The sequence below is a fragment of the Bacteroidota bacterium genome, assembly GCA_034723125.1.
GTDB lineage: Bacteria > Bacteroidota > Bacteroidia > CAILMK01 > JAAYUY01 > JAYEOP01.
This window is the reverse complement of sequence record JAYEOP010000611.1, coordinates 1-6,913: the sequence shown is the minus strand read 5'-3', so window position 1 is coordinate 6,913 and position 6,913 is coordinate 1. Positions and strand designations below refer to the sequence as shown.

General features: G+C 33.2%; 4 protein-coding genes. 3 read left to right on the top strand and 1 reads right to left on the bottom strand.

The window, feature by feature from the left end; all coding sequences use genetic code 11:
• A partial coding sequence (locus U9R42_15105) for a LamG-like jellyroll fold domain-containing protein (GenBank protein ID MEA3497354.1) occupies positions 1 to 2,360 on the top strand: 2,360 nt, incomplete at its 5' end.
• 357 nt (positions 2,361 to 2,717) lie between these two features.
• Here the strand turns inward: U9R42_15105 and U9R42_15100 are convergent.
• Positions 2,718 to 4,172, bottom strand: coding sequence for a sodium/proline symporter (locus U9R42_15100; protein ID MEA3497353.1), 1,455 nt, complete (start codon positions 4,170 to 4,172; stop codon positions 2,718 to 2,720).
• Positions 4,173 to 4,828: 656 nt separating this feature from the next.
• On the opposite strand from U9R42_15100, the gene U9R42_15095 reads away from it, so the two are divergent.
• Positions 4,829 to 6,355: a DUF4301 family protein gene (locus tag U9R42_15095; GenBank protein ID MEA3497352.1), complete on the top strand. Its 1,527-nt coding sequence runs from the start codon at positions 4,829 to 4,831 to the stop codon at positions 6,353 to 6,355.
• Between the two features lie 9 nt (positions 6,356 to 6,364).
• Positions 6,365 to 6,796, top strand: coding sequence for a GNAT family N-acetyltransferase (locus U9R42_15090; GenBank protein ID MEA3497351.1), 432 nt, complete (start codon positions 6,365 to 6,367; stop codon positions 6,794 to 6,796).
• The last annotated feature ends 117 nt before the right edge of the window (positions 6,797 to 6,913 follow it).

The following is a 6,913-nucleotide window of genomic DNA, read 5'->3' as shown; positions in this document are numbered from 1 at the left end:
ACAAATTTAATGAAAGCAGTTTAACTAATGCCAACGATGATCAATCATCATCTAATTATGATGGAACACTAACCAACATGACCGGTAGTGAATGGACTCCTTCTTCAGCTTTCTTTGGTCCTAAAAATGCTTTGGATTTTGACGGATTTAGCGATTATGTAGATATTTCTGCATCATCTTCATTAAACAATGATAATTTTACAGTAGAAATGTGGGCTAAAATTGATGCTACACAAACTTGGAATACATTATTGGATAAAGGACTGCAACATACTCCAGGAGACTGGTATTTTGTTTGTATTAACGGTTCCTATGGTGTCATTTTTGGATATAACTCAAGTAATGAATTCACCTTTAACTTTGGAGACAATGGCTGGCATCACATTGCAGTAACCTGTGATGGAACTAGCATTACAGGCTATTTAGACGGAATACAGATTCATTCCAGCTCTTCTAGCTATACAAAATCGACCAATGCTATTCGAATGGGTAGAAGGGTCGACACCACGGGATCTCTGGGGAGCTATGATTTTAACGGGAAGTTAGATGAAGTACGTATATGGAATTCAGCTCGTTCCGCTGATCAAATTCGTGAAAATATGTGTAATAGCATCACGGGAGGAGAAAGTGGGTTGGTGGCATATTATAATTTTGATAATACAAGCGGGGCAACTTTACAGGATTTTTCGGGCAATAGCAATGATGGAACACTTTACAATATGGCAAATGACGACTGGGTAACATCAGCAGCTTTTAACAGTTGGCTTAATACAGCTTCTACAAGTTGGAGCACTGCTACAAACTGGAGCGATGGTGCAGTTCCTGCAAGCGATAATGTAGGTATTTACAATTGGAGTGGTGGTAGCGACCCATCTTCTATTGCAGATAATACAACTGTAAACAACCTTTTCATAGGCTCATTGGTAAGCACAGAAGTAAGTGAGGGCAACAGCCTGACCGTTGATGGCAACTTGTTTGTTGAAGGCACATTTACAGTAGCCTCAAATGCTATGTCAAATTCCGGAACAGGATCATTAATTACAAAAGGAGAAATAGCAGGCGATGTTAAAGTAGAACGATATGTTGATGGAGGTAGTGGAGGCTATGTTCACTATGTTTCGCCTCCAATTAGTGATGGCACAGGAGCTGATATACTTGATGCTACTATAGGAGATTATAATGCCTACAAATATGTACCGGGAGGCTCGCCTGTTTGGTCTCGTATTTATTCCGCTGATGCACTTTCGGCAGGTACAGGTTATTATGTTGCATACAATGGAAACAAGACTATTAGTTATACAGGAACATTAAATACAGGAAATGTTACTGTGGCAGTTTCAAATAGTGGAACAGGCTATAATTTAATAGGTAATCCTTACCCTTCACGCATTGATGCCAGTGATTTTGTTAATGATAACTCAGATATTAGTGGATCACTCTATTATTGGGCAGATGATCATGGACATGCTTCAGGCTATACAACTGATGATTATGCAACATGGAATGTTACAGGAGCAACTGCCGGCACCGGAGCAGGGGCAACAGGTGGTGGTTCAACTACAACTCCAAATATGTATGTTGAAGTTGGACAGGCTTTCTTTATTCAAGCAAGTTCTGCAGGAACTGTAACTTTCACTAATGATCATAGGCTTCATACAGATCCAGCAGCTTTTTATACTCCACCTACTGACAACAGACAAAGAATTTGGTTGAACCTGATAAGCACTGACCATGATATTTCAAATAATATTTTAATAGGATTTTTAGAAGGTGCAACCATAGCAAGAGATAGGTTATATGATGCTGAAAAGCTCAGAGGAAATGAAAACATTGCTTTTTATTCATTAATTGAAAATGATGATGAAAGTTATGTAATACAAGGCTTGCCTCCAATTACCGAAGATGTTTCAATAGCTCTTGGCTTTTATGCAGGATTTGATGGTAACTATTCCATAGCAATAGATTCTATTGATAATTTTTATAATAAAATTATTCTTGAAGATTTGTATGAACAAAAACTAACAGAACTTTCAAAAACTCCGAACTATGAATTTACAACAAATAGCGGTGAATTTGATGACAGATTTGTTTTGCATTTCAGTTCAAAAAACAATAAGGTTGAAAACAAAAATGTTTCCGATATAAAAGTTAATGCTTTTAAAAATTCAATAATTATTATTGACCCGTCAAGTAAAGCAAAAGAACTTTTTGTTTATGACATAAGCGGAAAATTACTTTTTAATAAAATGCTTAAAACTTCAAATTATCATTCGCTTAATTTAAATTTGGCTAAAGCATGTTACATTATTAAAATAAAAACTGATAAAGGAAATGTTGTTAAGAAAATGATAATTGATTAGAATAATTGATAAACTGAGACAATGGTTAAAAAATCAATTAGAGAAATAACAGAAAAATATATAAGACAGATTCCAAATGATACTAAACCACCATCAATTTAATTAAAAAGAATCTAGTATTATGCCGATGGATTAGCATGTTAAGAAAATTTATTTTCTGTTACATGATAACCTTTCGGTATGAATTAGAAGTAATATCGTAGCTGCGGTACTGAGAAAAGCTCCAGAGGAGCGATATTATGGTAACTTCTGTGATAAAATAGACCAAAGTGCCATCGGCACGATATTATTTGCTGAGATAAATAGTGCCTCTTAGAAAACTCTCCAAAATTAAAAATGTTTCTTTTTGCGATATTTTCATTTTTTACTCTTAAAAACATAAGTAGAAATAATTGCTACCAACAAAGCCACAGCAAAAGTCATTAATCTTGCTGTTATTTTTTCATCCATTCCTGAACTTATCCAAATTATAGTAAACAGCAATCCGGTAATTATTGTAGTAAGAGCAGCTTTGCCGTGAAATTTTTTCCAGAATAATGATAATAAAATCACAACAGAAAAAGTTCCTCCAATACCTGCCCATACATAACCCACAATTGTAAATATTAATTTTGTAGGCGAAATATAAGCAAATCCCAAAGCAACAACAGCAATCAAGGCAGTAATAATTCTTGACCTGCTTAATGCCTTTTTACTTCCAACATTTTTATCTGATCTAAAAGCAGGTTTTATTAAATTTTCTGAAAGTTCCGTTGAAGAAAGAATTAACAAAGAATCAGCAGTAGAAACCATTGCAGCAATAGCACCTGTGATAAGAATTGCAGCAATTGCAGGAGGAAAAAGCTCAAGAATTACTGCCGGCATAACATATTCTCTGTCTTCAAGTCCTGTAGGTCCAAAAATAGCAATGCCAATCCAACCGAGAGAAAGTGCTCCGATATATGCAATTACTGTCCAACTGATACCAATATTTCTTGCAATTTTTGCTTGCTTCTTATCTTTTATTGCCATAAACCTCATGCTCAACTGAGGCTGACCACCCAAGTATCCAAAGAACCAAGAAAATCCTGCAGCTATTACCACACCAGCCGCATATCCGGAAGCAGCAGCTGTTAAGGAAGTATAATCAGTACCTGCATTACTTAATGCTTCAGGAATTGATTGAGCAAAAAGTTCAGGATGATTACCAAGATAAATAATTCCTATAATAGGACCAAGAATCAAAGTAATTATCATAACAATTGCCTGAATAACATCAGTATAAACCACGCTTCTGAATCCACCGTAAATTGTGTAAGGAACAATTACGGCAGCAGTTATTAGCATACCAATTTTTGGTTCAACATCAAACATAGTGTGAAGTATTTTGCCTCCGCCAAGAAATTGAGCTCCAACATAAAAGAAAAAGAAAAACACTATTGTAAAACTACCAACAATTCTTATCCATTTTCCAACATCACCATGTTTTTTTGCAATAAATTCAGTAAAAGTATTTACGTTATATTTTTCAGCCTCATCACGCAACTTCCAAGAAATTAAAATCCAAGCAGTAATAATTCCCAACACACAACCAAGTGCAGTCCAAATTTCGGTTAAGCCGGTGGCATAAGCAGCACCCGGCAATCCCAACAAAGCCCATGAAGATTCACCGGTAGCACGTTCGGATAATGCTGCAACCCAGCCCGGTAATCCTCGTCCTGCAATTGCATAATCCGATTCGGTTTTTACTTTTCTTCCCTGATACAATCCCCATAGTATCAACAAAGACATATATGATATCATGATTACTAAAAGTTGAGTTTGATATTCCATAGCTATATTTTTAAATCTTTAAATTTTTTGGTTCTATGTCAAATACTGTGGGTAATCAAATTTGCCACAGATTCACAGATTACAAAATTACTCTTTTTGTAATTAGTGTTTGTCCATAATGTCCGATTTCTGCGTTATGTTCGTCTTTAAAACAGTCATCCGTACGAGCTCCTTGATTTTAAAGACTTCACAAGGCTTGAACTCGAACATTCTGAACTAAACACTCTACTTTATAGACATCTACTAATTAATGAATTTTCGCCAAATCCAGATATATCTGGACTAAAGGACATATATTTCGACTGCACATAATTTGAGATTTGGCACTATGTTTAACGTATTGATTATTATTCGTTTACACGGTATAGCAAAACGCAGTTTATGACCGCTCTGCATATATCTTATTAGAATATTTCATATAAATTAATTTTAATCTGTGAATCTGTCTTCGACAGACGTAGTCTTACTTCTATTACACTTAGCTTGTCTTCGACAGACGAAGTCTGTGGCTTTAATTTTTTTTTACCCACACAAATCAACATAAAACCAATTGTTTTTTATAAGCAGTAATTTTAAAATTATTTTTTTATGTAAATTTCCAATTTTTAATTCTTATCTAATTAAGCTTTTATTCGCAAATGTAAAGATTAAATAATATGTTTACAAATAAAGACCACAAACAAATAAAAAATAAAGGAATAGCAATTGAACAAATTGAAAAACAATTGCAGAATTTTAAAACAGGATTTCCACCTATAAAACTTGTAAAAGTAGCTACTAAAGAACATGGAATCAAAGTTTTTGATGACAATGAAATTACTGAATTGGTAAGAAGCTATACTGTTAGAACAAAAAATAAGGAAATATTAAAATTTGTCCCTGCCTCCGGAGCAGCAAGCAGAATGTTCAAAAATCTTTTAAATTTTTTAAATCTAAATGAAAGTGAACAAAAAGAGGAACTTAAAAATGATAATAGTTTTAATTCAGCTTTTTACTTTTTTAAACAGCTTCAAAATTTTGCTTTTCATAACAAGTTGGAAAACATCTTAAAAGAAAATAACATTGACATTAAAGATGCTAATTACAATGCAATTTTAAAATACTTTCTTACAAAATCAGGAATGGATTATTCCGAGTTGCCAAAAGCACTTTTACATTTTCATAAATATAAGAACGGAGCAAGAACAAGTATTGAAGAACATCTTGTAGAAGCGGCTAAATATTCTACCTCTAAAGGTAATATTGCAAGAATACATTTTACACTTTCAGAAGAGCACATTAGTGATATTAAAAATCTTTTCAATGAGGTTATTCCTCTTTACGAAAAAGAATTTAATCTAAAATATGAAATAAACTTTTCAGTACAAAATCAATCAACGGATACAATTGCTGTAAATTTAATAAACAAACCTTTTCGTCTTCAAGATGGTTCGATCCTCTTTCGTCCCGGTGGACATGGTGCTTTAATTGACAACCTCAACAATCTTGATGCAGACATTATTTTTATAAAGAATATTGACAATGTTGTTCCCGACCGCCTCAAAGCTGAAACAATAAAATATAAAAAAGTCATTGGTGCTCATTTAATTTATCTTCAACAAAAGCTTTTTGATTTTTTAAAAAAATTAGAAAAAGATGAATCGGGAAAAATTATCAATGATATTATTTATTTCTTTGAGAAAGAACTAATGTTTATTTTTCCTGAGAATTTCAAAAAAATTAACATTAAAGAAAAGATAAAATACTTAAAAACAAAATTAAAGCGTCCGATACGAATTTGTGGAATGGTAAAGAATGAAGGTGAACCTGGAGGAGGACCATTTTGGGTAAAAAATGAAGACGGTTCTGTGTCCTTGCAAATTATTGAAGCATCACAAATTAATACCCAAGATAAAAATCAATTGGAAATTCTAAGTAACTCAACACATTTTAATCCTGTTGACCTTGTTTGCACAACAAAAGACCACAATGGAAATAAATTTGATTTAAAAAAATTCATTGACCATGAAACAGGATTTATTTCACAAAAATCAAAAGACGGGAAAGATTTGCTTGCACAAGAGCTACCCGGACTCTGGAATGGTGCAATGGCAGATTGGAATACTGTTTTTGTTGAAGTTCCTCTAATTACTTTTAATCCTGTAAAATACATTAATGATCTTTTGAGAGAGCAACACCAATAATTAAAAACTATGCAGAAAATAATTCGTTTTTCACTCCAAGAAAAAAAATATGTAAATCTGTCACTAAAAATCAGACAAGAAGTCTTTGTTGAAGAACAAAATGTAGAGCCGGAAATTGAATATGATGAATTTGAAGAATCTTCAGTTCATTACTTATTATTTGTCGACAACAAAGCAATTGCAACTGCAAGATGGAGAATTACCAAAGAAGGAATAAAGCTTGAAAGATTTGCTACTTTAAAAAAATACAGAGGAAAAGGATTTTCCTCCTTGCTAATAAAAGAAACAATTAAAGACGTAAAACCCTTAAAGCTTCCTATTTACTTAAATTCACAAGCATACATAACTCCGCTTTATGAGAAATTTGGTTTTAAAATAGAAGGAAAAATGTTTATGGAAGCAGATATTGAACATTTTAAAATGATTTTGACACGAAAGTGAGAAGATGCAAGATACAGGATGCAAGATACAGGATGCAGGATGCAGGATGCAAGATGCAGGATACAGGATACAAGATGCAAGATGCAGGATTTATGTCATTGTTTTTTTTGATTTTTT